Origin of the sequence: uncultured Desulfovibrio sp., from assembly GCF_944324935.1 — a bacterium.
Lineage (GTDB): Bacteria > Desulfobacterota > Desulfovibrionia > Desulfovibrionales > Desulfovibrionaceae > Desulfovibrio.
This window is the reverse complement of the sequence record NZ_CALUYG010000032.1, coordinates 1-14,801: the sequence shown is the minus strand read 5'-3', so window position 1 is coordinate 14,801 and position 14,801 is coordinate 1. Positions and strand designations below refer to the sequence as shown.

General features: G+C 66.1%; 12 protein-coding genes. 5 read left to right on the top strand and 7 right to left on the bottom strand.

Annotated elements, in window-relative coordinates:
* Positions 1–226: 226 nt before the first annotated feature.
* The 5 genes from Q0J54_RS08475 to Q0J54_RS08455 are packed head-to-tail and all read right to left on the bottom strand — an operon-like array spanning position 227 to position 4,874.
* Positions 227–1,318 carry an HD domain-containing phosphohydrolase gene (locus tag Q0J54_RS08475; RefSeq protein ID WP_296305037.1) on the bottom strand — a complete coding sequence of 364 codons (1,092 nt, stop codon included), beginning with the start codon at positions 1,316–1,318 and terminating at the stop codon, positions 227–229.
* A gap of 1 nt (position 1,319) precedes the next feature.
* Positions 1,320–1,970 carry a membrane integrity-associated transporter subunit PqiC gene (locus Q0J54_RS08470; RefSeq protein WP_296305036.1) on the bottom strand — a complete coding sequence of 217 codons (651 nt, stop codon included), beginning with the start codon at positions 1,968–1,970 and terminating at the stop codon, positions 1,320–1,322.
* Positions 1,967–2,920 (bottom strand): MlaD family protein, encoded by a 954-nt coding sequence (locus Q0J54_RS08465; protein ID WP_296305035.1) that lies wholly within the window; start codon positions 2,918–2,920, stop codon positions 1,967–1,969. Before Q0J54_RS08465 ends, Q0J54_RS08470 begins: the two co-directional genes overlap by 4 nt.
* A complete protein-coding gene (locus tag Q0J54_RS08460) occupies positions 2,917–3,744 on the bottom strand; it encodes an ABC transporter ATP-binding protein (RefSeq protein ID WP_296305034.1) in 828 nt (275 codons plus the stop codon). Before Q0J54_RS08460 ends, Q0J54_RS08465 begins: the two co-directional genes overlap by 4 nt.
* A 2-nt stretch (positions 3,745–3,746) precedes the next feature.
* Positions 3,747–4,874: an ABC transporter permease gene (locus Q0J54_RS08455; protein ID WP_296305033.1), complete on the bottom strand. Its 1,128-nt coding sequence runs from the start codon at positions 4,872–4,874 to the stop codon at positions 3,747–3,749.
* A gap of 84 nt (positions 4,875–4,958) precedes the next feature.
* Between Q0J54_RS08455 and polA the strand changes: the two genes are divergently transcribed.
* The 4 genes from polA to Q0J54_RS08435 all read left to right on the top strand — a co-directional run bounded on the left by polA (position 4,959) and on the right by Q0J54_RS08435 (position 11,460).
* The gene (gene polA, locus Q0J54_RS08450) at positions 4,959–7,634 is read left to right on the top strand and encodes a DNA polymerase I (RefSeq protein WP_296305032.1); all 2,676 of its coding nucleotides are present in this window, start codon (positions 4,959–4,961) and stop codon (positions 7,632–7,634) included.
* Between the two features lie 207 nt (positions 7,635–7,841).
* Complete coding sequence (locus Q0J54_RS08445) at positions 7,842–9,209, top strand: radical SAM protein (RefSeq protein ID WP_296305031.1); 1,368 nt, start codon at positions 7,842–7,844, stop codon at positions 9,207–9,209.
* An 89-nt stretch (positions 9,210–9,298) separates the two neighbouring features.
* Positions 9,299–10,012, top strand: coding sequence for a hypothetical protein (locus Q0J54_RS08440; RefSeq protein WP_296305030.1), 714 nt, complete (start codon positions 9,299–9,301; stop codon positions 10,010–10,012).
* Positions 10,009–11,460, top strand: a complete 1,452-nt coding sequence (locus tag Q0J54_RS08435) for an N-6 DNA methylase (protein ID WP_296305029.1) — start codon at positions 10,009–10,011, stop codon at positions 11,458–11,460. Before Q0J54_RS08440 ends, Q0J54_RS08435 begins: the two co-directional genes overlap by 4 nt.
* Positions 11,461–11,761: 301 nt before the next feature.
* Here the strand turns inward: Q0J54_RS08435 and Q0J54_RS08430 are convergent, their stop codons facing one another.
* Both Q0J54_RS08430 and Q0J54_RS08425 read right to left on the bottom strand, forming a co-directional pair.
* Positions 11,762–12,706, bottom strand: a complete 945-nt coding sequence (locus tag Q0J54_RS08430) for an alpha/beta hydrolase (RefSeq protein ID WP_296305028.1) — start codon at positions 12,704–12,706, stop codon at positions 11,762–11,764.
* 224 nt (positions 12,707–12,930) lie between these two features.
* Positions 12,931–13,470: a flavodoxin family protein gene (locus Q0J54_RS08425; protein ID WP_296305027.1), complete on the bottom strand. Its 540-nt coding sequence runs from the start codon at positions 13,468–13,470 to the stop codon at positions 12,931–12,933.
* A gap of 208 nt (positions 13,471–13,678) precedes the next feature.
* Here Q0J54_RS08425 and Q0J54_RS08420 point away from each other — a divergent pair, with 208 nt between their 5' ends.
* Complete coding sequence (locus tag Q0J54_RS08420) at positions 13,679–14,569, top strand: LysR family transcriptional regulator (RefSeq protein ID WP_296305026.1); 891 nt, start codon at positions 13,679–13,681, stop codon at positions 14,567–14,569.
* Positions 14,570–14,801 lie beyond the last annotated feature (232 nt).

The following is a 14,801-nucleotide window of genomic DNA, read 5'->3' as shown; positions in this document are numbered from 1 at the left end:
TCCCGGCCGCCTGCACGGATGCGTGCGCGGCGCAGCCGGGGTCAGGACGCGCAGGCCGGCATGAGGCCCGGCGGCTGTGGCAAAGGAAGCTGTTCCGGGATGTCCGCAGCCTTGCAGTCGTCCCCGGGCGCGAATATCCGCCCGCTTCGGACTGCCGTCCTGCCTTCGGGCGGAGCGGCGGTCCGTTTTCTTTTGGCGGACAGGCAAAAGGCGCTCTTGCCGCCTGTCAGTTGCCGGGACTCTGATCAAACACGCCGGCAAAGGTCTCCTGGACATCCAGAAAGGCATCCACCACGAGCGGATCAAAGGCCGTGCCGCGCTCCGCGCGGATGCGCTCCACCGCGACGTCATGCGGATAGGCGTCCTTGTAGACGCGCCGGCTGCGCAGGGCATCATAGACATCAACCACACTGACCACGCGGGCACAGAGGGGGATCTCCTCCCCGCGAAGGCCGGAGGGATAGCCGCTGCCGTCCCAGCGTTCATGGTGATTGAGGGCGATCTCCCGAGCATAGTGCAAAAAGCAGCGCTTGCCCAGTTCCCTGTCCAGTTCATGCCCGGCCTCTTCCAGTATCTCATAGCCCAGCGAGGTGTGCTGCTTCATAATTTCGAATTCTTCCGGGGTGAGCCGGCCGGGCTTGTGCAGGATATTGTCCGGGATGGCCACCTTGCCCACGTCATGCAGCGGCGTGGAAAGGATGATCCACTCGATGTCGCCGGGGGTGAGACTCTCCGGCGCGTCCGGCCGCTGCATGAGCCGCCGCAGCAGCACTTCCACCAGACGGCTGGTGCGCTGAATATGCGCCCCGGTCTCGGGATCGCGCCACTCGGCCAGCATGGCCATGGCGTGGATGGTGGCCTTCTGGGTCTGCAAGAGCTCATGGGTGCGCTGGGCCACCAGCTCGCTGAGATGGTCACGATGACGCTTGAGCTCAAGGTGCAGCTCCACGCGCTGATGCACGAGCGACGCCCTGAAGGGCTTGCGTATGAAATCCTGCGCCCCGAGGGAAAAGCCGGTGGCCTCATCCGAATCGTCATTCTCGGCCGTGACGATGATGATCGGTATGTCCCGCGTCCGGGGATCTTCCTTGAGGCGGCGGCAGACCTCATAGCCGTTCATACCCGGCATGATCACATCCAGCAAAATGATGTCCGGCTGGGGATCGGCGGCGGCAAGACGCAGGGCGTCCTGTCCGTTCCTGGCGAACATGATGCGGTGATCCGCGCGCAGGGCTTCGCTCAGCATGCGCAGGTTCTCCGGCGCGTCATCCACCAGCAGGACGGTGCTGCGCAGGGTGGGCAAGATGGCGGCACGCATGTCAGTTGCCGGATGGCCGCCCGTGCAGCACGCGGAGGATCTCCGGCGCAAGGGCCCGCCCCAGCCGCTGCACGAGCTGGCTTTGCGTTGTGACCAGGCTGGATGTGGCCGCCGTGCCGGGCTGTGCCGCCGGACAGTCGGCGCTGTCGGCAAAGCTGCCCCGGGCCAGGACCTTGTCGCCGCTGTCCAGAAGGGACCAGCGGGCCTCCAGGCGCACCGTCTCGCCGGGCGCACCGTCAAGCCGCAGAATCTCCACCAGCAGCGCGGCCTTCCAGCCCGCATCATCCGTCGTCTGCACCGTGATGTCCCCGGCCAGCAGCGCCGGGCTCAGCACCTCGCGCAGGACGCGACGCACGCCCTGATCGAGAGGCTCGGCCCAGATGTCGAAATTGTTGACGTGCAGCAGCGGATCACCCTCGTGGCGGCTGACCACGCCCTGCCGGTCAAGGTAGCCGGGGATGCCCACATGGGCGATACGCAGGCTGACAGCGGGCAGCGAGGAGGCGGCAAAGGGCTTTTCGCCGCTTTCCAGCAGATAATAATAGGTGGGCGCGCTCTTGCCGCAGGCAGGCAGCAGGAACGCCGACAGGCAGAGCAGCCCGGCAGGGAGGATGCGCCGGGCGCGGCGCAGCCCGCGGGGAAAAGCCATCATCGTTGACCTCCAGAGCGCCCTCGCAGGAGGGATTCGGGGTTGCGTTCAAGAGTATCGGCCAGCGCCCGCAGGGACCGCATGGCTGCCGTGGCCTCGCGCAGCAGGCGGCGCAGCTCGTTGACAGGAGGAGAGTCGCGCCCCACGAGGGCCTGTGTGGAATTGGCCACGGCGGTAAAGCCGTTCATGGCCTGGGTCAGGGCCTCCAGGGCCCGGGGCAGTTCCGTCGAGGCCACGACACTGACCTGCGAAAGATTGCCCATAGTCTGATTGACGAGGCGCTGCGTCTCCCGGCTGGCCACAAGGAGCTTGTTCGCCTCTTCAAAGGTATTGGCGAACTGGGTGAGCCCCCTGTCGATGTCCGGCGAGGCCAGTATTTCCGAAAGACGCTGCAATGTGGCCTGAAAGGAGACGGCCAGCTCCTTCAGGGGCAGGGTGGCCAGATTGCGTTGCAGCATGTCGATGGGGGAGGGCAGAGTCGGGATCTCCGTCGCGGGATCGGAGGAGCGATACCGGGCCAGGGAGTCGGGGTGGAAATCAAGCTCGATGCGGTACTGACCCGTTATGATGCTCTGGAGTTGCAGACGGGCCCGTAACCCGCGCTGCACGAGCTGCCCCAGTATCTTGATGCGGTCCTCGTCAGGGAGCTTTTCGCCGGAGCGGGCGTCGTTGATGGCCCGCTCGTTGATGCGGATGCCCACGGGGATGCTGACGCTGCCGTCGCGCGGGTTGGCCTGCAGCTGGATGTAGCTCACGGCGCCCAGCGGCACGCCGCGAAAGACCACCGGGGCCCCGACGGAGAGCCCGCTCACCGACCCGTCGAAAATGAGCGTGTATTCCAGCTCGTCGGCAAAAAGATTGCCGCCACCCAGCAGACCGATGCCGATGACGAGCAGCAGCAGACCGCCAAGGACAAAACTGCCGACAGCTACGGAGGAACGTGTTTGGCTCATACGGTATTCCTTGTCGTTTCCGCAGCAGAGGCGGCGGAAGGGGCCGGCGCTCCGCGGGTAAGGAAGAGGCGGGCCTGTTCTTCGGTATGGGGATCCCTGACGAGCAGGGAAGGGTCGCCCGCGGCGGTGACCCGCCGGGTCCGGGCATCCAGAAAGATGCTGTTGCTGGCCACGGTGAAGATGCTGGCCAGCTCATGCGACACGATGACGAAGGTCGTGCCCAGCGCATCCCGCAGCTCGAGGATGAGATCGTCGAGCAGACGGGAGCTCACAGGGTCAAGCCCCGCCGACGGTTCGTCCAGGAAGAGGATCTCCGGGTCAAGGGCCAGCGCCCGGGCAAGCCCGGCCCGTTTGCGCATGCCGCCGCTTATCTCGGAAGGATAGTAATCCTCAAAGCCGGCAAGTCCGGCCAGGGCCAGCTTGAGCGAGGCCTGTTCCCGGATGTCCGCCGGAGAAAGGCGGGTATACTGTTGCAGGGGCAGGCCCACGTTTTCGGCCAGGGTCATGGAGCTCCAGAGCGCCCCCCCCTGGAAGAGCACGCCCGTACGCTGCATGAGCTGCCGCCGTTCACGGGGCGTACAGGCCCAGAAGTCCGTTTCGCCGTAAAAGATCTGCCCCGCCTGCGGCTCCTTGAGCCCCATGAGCACCCGCAGCAGGGTACTCTTGCCGCAGCCGGATCCGCCCATGATGAGGAAGACGTCATCCAGCGCCACATCAAAGCTGACGTCCCGCATGAGCACATAGGAACCGTAACCGACCGTCAGATTGCGGACGCTGATGCGCGGCGCGGCGGCGGGGGTGACGGCGGGGGCTGGCGTGGTCATGGCTACACCTTCAGCACGTTGCACAGGATGGTGATGATGGCCGTGGCCACGATGATGCCCACGATGCCGTGCACCACGGCGGTGGTGGTGGCCTTGCCCACGGCCTGCGCGCTGCGCCCGCAGCAAATGCCCTGATAACAGCCGGAGAGCGCGATGATGACGCCGAAGACCACGGCATAGCTCAGCCCGATGATGCCGTGCGAAAAGGACACCATCCGTACGGTGGCGTTGAGATATTCCAGCGCGCTGAGATCCAGCATGACGACGCCCACCAGAAAGCCGCCCAGGATGCCCATGAGATCGGCATACAGGGTCAGCACGGGGACCATGAGCGTCAGAGCCAGCATGCGCGGCAGCACCAGGAAATCTATGGGCGAGATACCCAGGGTGGACAGGGCGTCCACCTCCTCATTGACCTGCATGGTGCCGATGAGCGCCGCGAAGGAGGCCCCCACCCGGCCGGACATGACCACCCCCACCATGACGGCCCCCATGACGCGCAGCATGCCTATGCCCACCAGTCCGGCCACATAGATCTGCGCGCCGAACTGGGTGAGCTGCACCGCGCCCACGAAAGCCAGGATGAGGCCGAACAGCAGGCTGGTCAGGGAGATGATGGGCAGGGACAGCACGCCGCACTCGTACATGGCCGCCAGCAGATCCTGACGCCGCATCTGGGAGCGCCCGGTCAGAAAGCGCAGGACAGCCAGGGCAACGTCCCCCACAAAGGCGGTGAATCCTTCCAGCTTGCCGGGCAGGGCAAGCACTGACGCCCCCAGGGCGGCCACAAGCCCCTGCTGGCGTACCGTGCGGGAAGCGCCCTGCTTGGCGGGCACGGCAAAGGCCAGCTGCACGAGGCGCTCCAGCCCGTGCGGCAGCTCTCTCCGCATATCCATACCGCGCTCCTGCGCCGCCCGGATGAGCTGCACGAGGAAGACCAGCAGGCTGGAATCCCAGGCGCTCAGCGCCTCGCAGCGCAGCAGTCCCCCCCGTATGCCGCCCGTACGCACGGCGGCAAGGGCCTCCTGCGCCTGCGAGGGCAGAGGAGCCCCCATTTTCCAGACGCCGCCCACGCTGACGGTGAGCTGATCCCCCCTCTGGCGAATGCTGACTTGCGGACTTGTTTCCATCCTTTTATCATACGCCTTGCCGTCACCGGCTGCAAGCGGCAAGACGCCGCGCCATCCCTGCACCCCCAACCCCACAGGAAGCCCATGTCTCTGAAAGATCGCCTCGGCCTTGCCACGGCCCCCCTGTTCCTGATGGACGGTTCCGCCTTCATTTACCGCGGCTTTTTCGCCAACCGCAACATGCAGCGTTCGGACGGCTTCCCCACCAATGCGCTGGTGGTGGTGAGCCGCGTGCTGCTGCGCATCCTCCGGGAGGAAGCCCCGGCGCACTTCGCCTTTGTGCAGGACGGTCGGGGCAAGAACTTCCGGCATGACATCTTCCCGCTCTACAAGGCCAACCGGGAAGCCACGCCGGAGGATCTCGTCCGCCAGATGGACCCCATCCAGCGCATGGTGCGCGCGCTGGGGCTGCGGCTCATCCTTTCCGAAGGCTGCGAGGCCGACGACTGCATCGCCTCCCTGGCGGAGCGCTTCTCCGCACAGTGTCCTGTCGTCATCGTCAGCGGCGACAAGGACCTCAAGCAGTGCCTCGGCCCCAATGTCTTCATGTGGGACCCCGGTTCCCGCGACGAAAAGCTGGTGACCGCCGAGGACTTCGTGCGGGAGACCGGCGTGCAGCCGGCCCAGTGGGCCGACGTACAGGCGCTCATCGGGGATACCAGCGACAACATCCCCGGCGTGCCGGGCATAGGCCCCAAAAAAGCGCAGCAGATATTCGAGACCTGCGCTTCGCTGGAAGAGATCCGCGACCATTTCGAGCGGATCCCGGCAAAACTTCAGGAAAAACTGCGCGACCACCTGGAAAACATGTTCACCTGGCGAGAACTGACCACCCTGCGCCGGGACTTCTGCACGGACATCACCCTGGACGACATGGCCGTGCAGCCGCCTGACGCCGCCGCCTGCTCCGCCATCTCCGCGGAGTTCGAGCTCTTTGCCCTGCGTCGGGAAATGGAAGCCCTGCTGCGGGCGGGCGCGTCGCGGAACGCGCGTCCTCCGCAGGGAGAGCCCGCGGCGGATGCCGCGCCGTCCCCCGCCCGGGGAACGCATCAGCTGAGCCTGCTGGAGATGGCCTCCCCCCTCCCGGAGAGCCTGCCGCCCCTGTTCCGCACGACAAACAGGCTCCCCGCCCCCGAAGGAGCGCGGCTGGCCGTCATCTGGGCTCAGGGCGAGGACGCCCCGCCGCATCTGGCCGTCGCCTCGGCTGACGACCCGGACGATATGCCGCCCTGGACAGGGCGCTGGGCAGGGGAACCGGACGTGCTGGCCGACTATCTGGCGCAGGCCGCGCTGGTGGTGAGCGAGGATGCCAAACGGCTCTGGCGGCGGGGCCTGCTGCGGGAGGAAGGCCGCCAGAGGATCATGGACCTGGGCATCGCCGCCTACCTGCTCAATCCCGAGGAGAACGACTACGGCTGGCCCCGGCTGGCCGTGCGCTGGGGAGCGGGGCTGCCGCGACGGGACAACGCCGCCGCCCTGGCGCTGGACATGGCCCGTCTCCTGGAAAACCGCCTGCTGCGCGACGGCCTGCTCGCTCTGTACGAAAATCTGGAGATACCGCTCGCGCCGGTGCTGGCGCGCATGGAGGCCGCGGGCATCGCCATCGACGGTCGCGCTTTCGGCCGCTTTCTGGCCGATGTCCAGCAGGAACTGGACGAGCTGACCGCCGCTGTCTACGCCGCCGCCGGCAGGAGTTTCAATATCCGCTCGGCCCAGCAGCTCGGCGAGGTGCTGTACGGCGAAATGGGTCTGCCCGCGCCCCGCAAGACACGCGGCGGTCAGGCCTCCACCAGTCAGGAGACGCTGGAACGGCTGGCCGGACGCCACCCCGTGGTGGAAAGCATCCTCCAGTTCCGCAAGCTGGAAAAGATGCGCTCCACCTATCTGGATCCGCTGCCGCGGCTGGTGGACGACAGCGGACGGCTGCATACGACCTTCAACCAGAAGGCCACGGCCACCGGACGCCTGTCGTCAAGCAATCCCAACCTGCAGAACATCCCGGTACGCGGCCCGCTGGGCAAGCGTATGCGTACCTGCTTCGTGGCGGGAGCAGGGCGGCTGCTGGTGTCGGCGGACTATTCCCAGGTGGAGCTGCGTGTGCTGGCCCATATGTCGCAGGACGCGGCCCTGCTGGACGCCTTCCGGCGCGGCGAGGACATCCATGCCCGCACAGCGGCCCTCATTTACGACTGCCCGCAGGATGCCGTCACCCCGGACCAGCGCCGCAACGCCAAAACCATCAATTTCGGCCTCATCTACGGCATGGGCGCGCAAAAACTGGCGCAGGAGCTCAAAATCACGACCAACGAGGCCAAGGAGTTCATCGCCCGCTATTTTGAACGGCTGACCGGCCTGAAGGCCTTTTATGACGAAGTGGAGGCAACGGCGCGGCGGCAGGGCTTCGTGACCACTTTGGGCGGGCGTCGCCGCCTGCTGCCGGACATCCATTCCGCCAACGGGCAGGCCTCGGCGCTGGCGCGACGGCAGGCCATCAATACGGTCATCCAGGGATCGGCGGCGGACATCATCAAGCTGGCCATGCTGGCCGTGGATGCCGACCATGTCCTGCGGAGCCTGCGGGCGCGGCTGCTCCTGCAGGTACACGACGAGCTCCTGCTCGAAGCGCCGCAGGAAACGGCGCAGGAGGCGGCGCAGCGCGTGGCCGGCCTCATGGCGTCCGTCCAGCCGGGCGGCAACGCGCTCACCGTGCCGCTGCTGGTGGATGCCGGCATCGGGCCGGACTGGGGCACGGCCCACTGAGGCCATCCCCCGTCAGGAGGCGCAGGGCCCGCAGCCTGCCCCGACGCCCTCTCAAGATTTGCCCCCGCCGGCCGATACAGCAGATGTCGTCCATGCGTCATGCTCGCCGGCGGGGGTGGCCCCTGTCGCTCCATGCGCAGCGCGCCGACGGTGTGAACACGCGGGCAGGGCTCTTCCTCCCGTACAGGGCCGTACAGGGGGGAGCGAATGCCTGCCATCATCAAGGATTCCTACAAGTTTCGCCGCATCCTCGGGGATATGACCGGACTGTGCAATCTGCGTTGCCGCTTTTGCTCCACCGATTTCCGGCATGCCGCGCGGAACGTCATGCCCCTGCCCGTGGCGCGCAGCCTGCGGCGGCTCCTGGATCTGGTGCCGGAGGAATGCTTTTACCTCTCCTTTTTCTTCGAACCGACGCTGCATCCGCACTTTTCGGAAATACTCACCTCGCTGGGCAGCGCGGGACGTGAACAGGTCATCTTTTCCACCAACATGGCCTGCGATATGGACGACGATGCCATCCAGGCCCTGGCCGCCGCGCCGGTGAAACGCATCATCCTTTCCCTGCATACGCTGCGCTCGGACGTCTATGCCTCCCTGTGCAGCGGCTGCCGGGTGGAGCGGCTGCTCGGCAACCTGCTCCGGCTCGGCGAAGCCTGCCGTCTGCGCGAAAAAAACGGCGACCGCGCGCCCGCCCTGCATTTTCTGACTGTGGTGCTGCGGGACAACTATGAGGAGATCCCCTCGCTGGTGCAGCTGGCGGGAGAGCGTTTCCATGCCGCCGCCCACGAACTGCGCACGCCTGTATACGGCGATCATGTGGGCCTGCCGTTCACCGCTCAGCAACTGCTCGACCGCCGGGAGCTGGAAGATCTGCTGCCGCGTCTGTCCGCCCCGCATGAAAACATCATCTATGAATTCACGCTCTGGCGGGAACTCTTTGCCCAGCGGCGCGCCGCCGGGGATGTGCCGCCGGACATGCGCAGCCTGAACTGTCCCGGGCCGGTGGCCGCGGGCAAGGTGCTGCCGCAACGCTACTGGGATGTGCGCCTTGATGCCGACGGCAGCGCCTATTTTTACGGCCTCGAGGAATCATGCGACCTGGCGGGACCGGCGCGGGCCGATACGTCCGGCGAACAGGTACGAGCCTGCTTCACGGAGCGGCTGGCCCGCCTTGCCGCGGCCCTGCCGGCCCGCTTCGCCGGCTCCCCGCAAGAAATGCGGCTGGCGCGGGATGTGCGGCATCTGCTGTCCGGCCCGGAATGCGGCGCGGCGTGTCTGCGCCAGATCCGCCTCGGCGCGCAGGCCTGCCGCATCCGCGGACTGCTGGAACTGCCGCACCCCCTGGAGCCGGACGACCTGATCCTCCTGCACTGGGGAAACATGATCGTGCGCGCCCAGCGGCATCCTCTTGCCGCTGCGCTGGGGGAAAACAGCTTCCGCTGGGCGCTGGAAGCGGTCTTCCCGCCGCAGGACGCCGAAAACCTGCCCGAGGAAGGCTATCTGCTCCTTCTCCAGGGCGAGCGCGTCCGCATCCGCCTTCCTCTCCTGCCGGACGGCGCCGAACGGCAGTGACCTCGGGACGCACGGTCCGCCGGTGACGCCCTGTTTGCCTCCGACCAACGAATCATATACAGTTTTGACACTGCTATTCGGAGGTACGCATGCGTTTCCCGCTGTCCGCTCTGGCCGACGTCCGCCTTGGCTATCCCTTCCGCACCCGTGTGACGCCGGATCCGCAAGGAGAAACGGCGCTGGTGCAGCTGGCCGATCTGAACGGCGGCGTTCTGGACACTTCCGCGCTCGTGCGCGTGCATCTGAAAAAAATTCGGGAACATTTTGCCCTGCGTCCGGGCGACATCCTGTTCCGGGCCCGCAGCCAGGCGCATGATGCGACCTATGTGGACGATCTGGCGCTCAGTCCGGGCGTGGTGCGCGTGGTGGCCGCCGCTCCCATCATGGTGGTGCGGGTGCGGCCGCCCGCAGGACGCACGGCGGAAGGACTGCCTGACGGCGTGACGGCCCTCGACGCCCGCTATCTGCACTGGCTGCTGAATCATCCGCAGACGCAGGCCGTCCTGAGGGCGCGAAACACCGGCCACAATGCAGAAGTGCTGCGCAAGGGGGATCTGGAAGGGCTCCCGCTGCCTGTCCCGTCGCCGGCGGTGCAACACCTCATCATCGAAGCCGCCGGCCTGCTGGAGCGGGAACGCCGGCTGCGCCGGCAACTGCTGGAGGAGCGCTTCGCCATGATCCAGCGGCAGCTGTTGCGGCATGCCGATACGGAAGGAACGGAAACTGCCCGCACGACGCCGGCGTCGCCGCCCGCCGAGGAACGGAGCGAAGGGCAGACCTGGGCGCGGCTGGAGGGCATATGACGGCACAACAAGCGCATGCCGCCGAAGCGGAAGCCACGGCTACGGCCCGTCACTGTCTGGAAGACGCCTGCCGCGCGGTGGGGGAGTGGTTCGCGCGCCATCCGCCGTCCGATGCCGGCGATGCGTCCCATGCCCCGGTGGTGGAGGCGGAGACGGAGACGGCGCTCGGCTTTTTTGCTCTTTCCCAGCTGTGCCCGCCGGGCTTCCTCGCGCAACAGCTTCGCCTGCTCCGGCAGGGGACGCCGGCCCCGCCCATGCGCCCGGCCGGCACGTCCCCGGCGGACCCCTGGCAGGAGGCGGAATGGCCGCAGCTCGCCGCACTGATGCGGACGGCACTGGGCAGAGCGGGGGGCGAGCTGTTCAGCCCGCAGCATCTGAGCGGGCCTGACGCCCTCGCGGTCTGCCTTGAGGCGTTTGCGGCTATGCCGCCCCTGGATCGGGACCTGGCAGGCCGCCTGCTGCTGGACAAACTCAACGACGACGCCACGGGCCGGGGCAGGGAATTCGCCTGCGACATCGTGCCGCCGTGGCTCGGGCGGCTCATGGGCGGCATGGGCCATCCCGCCGGCGGCGAGCGCATACGGGATCTGGCTGCCGGGACGGGAACGCTGCTGGCGGAGGCCGCACTTGACCGCGAGCTGGCCGACCGCGTCTATTTTGTGGCGGACGGCGCACGCCCCCCGCTGGGCGTACTGCTGCCGCATCTCTGCGGCGTGCCCGCCGTGCGGGGCCATATCCCCGGCGGGCAGCCCGGCCCTGGACCGGAGGAAGACGGCCCCTCTCCCGCTGTTCCGGTGACGGACGAAGGCACGAGCCATCTGACGCTCAGTGCCGCCCCGGCCTTTGTCCCGGTGCGGCGAGGGACGGAAGAGTTTTTCTGGATCTGCCGCCATGTGAGCGAAGCGCTCCCCGCCTGCGGCAGGAGCGTGCTGCTGACGCGGCTGGGGCCGCTCTTCCGCGAGGAGCGGGAGGCGCGCATGCGGACGGAACTGGTGCGCCGCAATCTGCTTGACGCCGTGATCCTGCTGCCCGGCAACGTGATGCCGCACCATACCGCCGCCCATGCGATCCTGATTTTTGACCGCCGCCGGGAAGAGGGCGGCCCGCAGGCCGGACGGGACAACGTGTTCATGGCCGATCTGTCCTCGCTGGGGTGGCGCAGCCGAACGCCCGGCTACTTTGGGGAGGCGCACATCCAGAAGGCCCTGGACCTGCTGCGGGAACGCCGGGAAATGACGGGCGTCAGCCGCTGCGTGCCCTGTGCGGACATCCTGGCGCAGAATGTCTGGCTGCCGTCGCGCTTCCTGCTGCCGGCCGCCGGGGAAGAAACGCCGGAAGAACAGCCCGCCCGCATCGCCGCGCTGGAGGCCGAGCTGGCGAAAACACAGACGGATCTGGACGCGCTGCTGGCCCGGCTGGACAGTCTTTGCCCGCCACGACAGGCATAAAAGAGCAGGGGCGGCACGCCCCCCGCAAAATGCCATCGACCTTTGCCGGGAATATCCCTCCTAAACCCGCTGTCCGCTTTTTGCGCTGGGGGCAGGAGCCCATACGTTCCAGTCGGCTCAGGGCATGATCGCCCCTCGCCCTGCGGCGCGCCCGTGCTCTATCGTGCATACGCCGGCCGCAACCGAACTGGCATATGCTGCCATGATATGGCAAACGACGCCAATACCCTGCAACATATCTCACCTTCACAGCCCCATGCCCGCTTCCCCAGCGGCACGACGCCGCCGGGGAGCGACGAGCCTAGCCCCGCAGATGCTGCCCGAAAAAGTCGGTCAGCTTCTGCACGGCAGGCTGGACGAATTCCGGCTTGTCGTAGAGATCCACATGACTTGCCCCGGGTATGCTGTAGAGCTCCTTCGGTTCCCGCGCCGCGGCATAGGCCGCCTCGCTGAAATAGAGGGTATCGGCCTCGCTGCCCACGATGAGCAGGACGGGCCGGGGAGAGACCGTATCCAGATGGGCAAAAGCATCGAAGGCCGCCAGCTTGTCATTGCTGGAGACAAGATACCTGTTGACCGACGTGGGGTACTGACAACGGGGCGTACGGTAATATTCCCAGGCTTCCCGCTGGATGGTCGAGGTCTGCTCGTTTATCTCGCTGCTGTCGTCGGGCACATACTTCCAATAGGCCGGCTCACCGCCGCGGGCCTCCGCGGTACGGGCCTCGGCCACCTCCTGAAGCAGCTTCTGCAGGAAGTTGTCGATATGCACGCCGGGGAAGCCGTTTTTGGCGCTGTCGCCCACGTCCCAGGTGCTGATGCCCGCCGCGGCGCGGATCCGGGCCTCAGTCTGCATGGCGCTCAGGGTGTAGCCGCCGCCCGCGCAGACGCCCATAGCCCCGATGCGCTGCGGATCCACATAGTCCAGCGTCACAAGATAATCCACGGCGGAACGGATATCCTCCACCCGCGAGGTCGGATCTTCCAGATAGCGCGGCAGGCCTTCGCTTTCCCCCTGATGGGACGCGTCGAAGGCCAGCGCCACATAACCGGCCTGCGCCAGATGCCAGGCATAGAGGGAAGAGCATTGTTCCTTCACTCCGCCCCCGGGATGCGTCACCACGATGGCCGGATACGTCCGGGCGGCGTCAAAATCGGGCGGCAGAAAGAGCAATCCGGCCAGATTCAGGGAAAACTTCTTGAAGGTGACCTTTTTTCCTTCCGTATAATGCGTCGTATACTGCATGGCACTCTCCTTATCGTGCAGCGGATGCGTCCCCTTGCCGCGCGTCCTGGAGCGGATTCGCAGGGAAATTGTATCCAGTTTCCCTGCTGAAGCTGCCCTCACCCTACGGAAAAGCGTGGTTTTTCCGCTCACTTTCGGCCGGGCGGCGCTGTGCCGCCGCCTCGCGTTTTACCTTTTTCAAAGCTAAAACGCTCTATTGCGACGCGGCGGGCAGAGAGCGTACGTCAGGCCTGCCGGCCCATCCGGCGGGCCGCCTCAAGCGCGGCGGGCTGCTGCCGGATGTCTCCCGGCAGGGTAACCCCCACACCGCGTACCACGCCCCGCAGACGGCTCTTGTCAAAGCAGCTTATCCAGCCGTTCAGGCCGTCCACCACGCCATCCACGGCGCTCTCGTCCCCGTCCGCGGCCGCGGCCAGCAGATAGACGTCACGAAAGGCGTAGTCGGCCGAAAAGAGCGGATTGGCACGGTCAAGCAGGGTCTTCATCTGGCCGCACATGGCGTAATAGTAGACCGGTGTGGCAAAAACGAGCGCATCCGCCCGCTGCATACTGTGCACGATGGCCGGCGCGTCGTCATGGATGACGCAGGACAGCGTTTTCTGACAGGCAAGGCAGCCGTTGCAAAAACGGATGTCCTTCTCCCGCAGGCAGATCTTTTCCACCGCATGCCCGGCCTCACGCGCTCCCTCGATGAAGGCGTCCGCCAGCATGTCCGAGTTGCCGCCCTTACGCGGACTGGTGGAAAGAACAAGGATCTTTTTCATGGCACATCTCCTTATCAGGGACGGAACAGGGCCCCGCCCGCAAAAAAAAAACCGCGCTTCTCCCGCGGCGGAACCTTTTCCGTCTTTATGCGGACCGTCGAGAAAAAGAGCAAATACTTATATTGCATGCTTTACCATAGCATACAGGCATGATAATCTTCGCCGCACAAGGTGCAGCGCATGACGGAGCACCGAAGGAGTGAGGAATATGGATATACGGGTACTGCGCTATTTTCTGGCCGTGACACGAGAAGGGACCATTTCCGGCGCGGCCGATTCCCTGCACGTCACACAGCCGACGCTTTCCCGTCAGCTTATGGAACTGGAAGAGGAGCTGGGAACGACGCTGTTCACACGCGGCAAGCGGCGTATCAGCCTGACGGAGGAAGGGCTCTTCCTGCGCAAGAGGGCGCAGGAGATCGTCTCCCTGGTGGAGCGGACCGAGGCCGCCTTTGCCGCGGCAGGCGAGGAGGTCAGCGGCGACGTGTACATCGGCGGCGGCGAGACCGAAGGCATGCGCGTCATTGCCCGCGCCATCCGCCAAGTGCAGCAGGAGCATCCGCACATCGCCTTCCATCTTTTCAGCGGCAATGCCGAGGATGTCCGGGAACGGCTGGACAGGGGCAGCGTGGATTTCGGCCTCTTCATCGAGCCGGCGGATCTGTCGGCTTACGATTTCATGCCCCTGCCCACACGGGATACCTGGGGCGTGCTCCTGCGCAAAGATCATCCCCTGGCCGCGCAGGCTGCCATAGATGCGGACGATCTGGCGAGCCTGCCGCTCATCGTGTCCCGTCAGGGGCTGGTGGAAAATGAATTTTCCGGCTGGATGGGGAACAAATTCCGACAGCTTTCGCGCGTGGCCACCTACAACTTGCTGTACAATGCGGCCCTTATGGTGGAAGAGGGGGTGGGCTGCGCCCTCTGCCTTGAAGGCATCGTGCACACGGGGGAGGACGGCCCGCTCTGCTTCCGGCCGCTGCGGCCCGCAATGGACGTAGGCCTCAAACTTGCCTGGAAAAAGCAGCAATGCTTCACGCGGGCCGCGGAGATCTTCCTGGACCGGCTGAAACGGCAGGGAGAAAATAACACGCTCTAAAGGCGTATCGACACTGCTTGCTTTTTGTTTGGAGGAAAAGGGGGAAGCCCTCGCTCTGCTGTCGATGCCCGTAAGGCTCCTGCGTCGCCTAACGGGCACGGCCTGCGGCCGCCTTTCGGTCGCGCTCTGCTGTCGATGCCCGTAAGGCTCCTTCCTCGCCTAACGGGCACGGCCTGCGGCCGCCTTTCGGTCGCGCTCTGCTGTCGATGCCCGTAAGGCTCCTTCCTCGCCT

Bases quoted from the DNA above. Each gene is read 5' to 3' on its own strand.
- Q0J54_RS08475 (WP_296305037.1), bottom strand. From the start codon at position 1,318: ATGCGTGCCGCCATCTTGCCCACCCTGCGCAGCACCGTCCTGCTGGTG.
- Q0J54_RS08470 (WP_296305036.1), bottom strand. From the start codon at position 1,970: ATGATGGCTTTTCCCCGCGGGCTGCGCCGCGCCCGGCGCATCCTCCCT.
- Q0J54_RS08465 (WP_296305035.1), bottom strand. From the start codon at position 2,920: ATGAGCCAAACACGTTCCTCCGTAGCTGTCGGCAGTTTTGTCCTTGGC.
- Q0J54_RS08460 (WP_296305034.1), bottom strand. From the start codon at position 3,744: ATGACCACGCCAGCCCCCGCCGTCACCCCCGCCGCCGCGCCGCGCATC.
- Q0J54_RS08455 (WP_296305033.1), bottom strand. From the start codon at position 4,874: ATGGAAACAAGTCCGCAAGTCAGCATTCGCCAGAGGGGGGATCAGCTC.
- polA (WP_296305032.1), top strand. From the start codon at position 4,959: ATGTCTCTGAAAGATCGCCTCGGCCTTGCCACGGCCCCCCTGTTCCTG.
- Q0J54_RS08445 (WP_296305031.1), top strand. From the start codon at position 7,842: ATGCCTGCCATCATCAAGGATTCCTACAAGTTTCGCCGCATCCTCGGG.
- Q0J54_RS08440 (WP_296305030.1), top strand. From the start codon at position 9,299: ATGCGTTTCCCGCTGTCCGCTCTGGCCGACGTCCGCCTTGGCTATCCC.
- Q0J54_RS08435 (WP_296305029.1), top strand. From the start codon at position 10,009: ATGACGGCACAACAAGCGCATGCCGCCGAAGCGGAAGCCACGGCTACG.
- Q0J54_RS08430 (WP_296305028.1), bottom strand. From the start codon at position 12,706: ATGCAGTATACGACGCATTATACGGAAGGAAAAAAGGTCACCTTCAAG.
- Q0J54_RS08425 (WP_296305027.1), bottom strand. From the start codon at position 13,470: ATGAAAAAGATCCTTGTTCTTTCCACCAGTCCGCGTAAGGGCGGCAAC.
- Q0J54_RS08420 (WP_296305026.1), top strand. From the start codon at position 13,679: ATGGATATACGGGTACTGCGCTATTTTCTGGCCGTGACACGAGAAGGG.